This is a genomic window from Streptococcus sp. HMSC072D07 (genome assembly GCF_001814835.1).
In the GTDB taxonomy this organism is placed as follows: domain Bacteria; phylum Bacillota; class Bacilli; order Lactobacillales; family Streptococcaceae; genus Streptococcus.
Window position 1 is genome coordinate 1 of the sequence record NZ_KV818084.1, and the last position, 257, is coordinate 257.

A 257-nucleotide genomic window follows, 5' to 3' on the forward strand; every position below is an offset into this window, starting at 1 on the left:
TGGAGGATTACCCAAGTCCGGCTGAAGGGAACGGTCTTGAAAACCGTCAGGCGTGTAAAAGCGTGCGTGGGTTCGAATCCCACATCCTCCTTTTTATATTAACGCGGGATGGAGCAGCTCGGTAGCTCGTCGGGCTCATAACCCGAAGGTCGTAGGTTCAAATCCTGCTCCCGCAATTTGGCTCGGTAGCTCAGTTGGTAGAGCAATGGATTGAAGCTCCATGTGTCGGCGGTTCGATTCCGTCTCGCGCCATATTT

Annotated in this window: 3 tRNA genes; all 3 read left to right on the forward strand. The window is 53.3% G+C overall.

What is annotated here, in order from left to right:
* The first annotated feature begins 1 nt into the window (after nt 1).
* The 3 genes from HMPREF2991_RS09220 (at nt 2) to HMPREF2991_RS09230 (ending at nt 252) form a co-directional block, all read left to right on the forward strand.
* Nucleotides 2-91, forward strand: a tRNA-Ser gene (locus tag HMPREF2991_RS09220).
* A gap of 11 nt (nt 92-102) precedes the next feature.
* Nucleotides 103-176: transfer RNA gene (locus tag HMPREF2991_RS09225), tRNA-Met, on the forward strand.
* Between the two features lie 3 nt (nt 177-179).
* Nucleotides 180-252: transfer RNA gene (locus HMPREF2991_RS09230), tRNA-Phe, on the forward strand.
* The last annotated feature ends 5 nt before the right edge of the window (nt 253-257 follow it).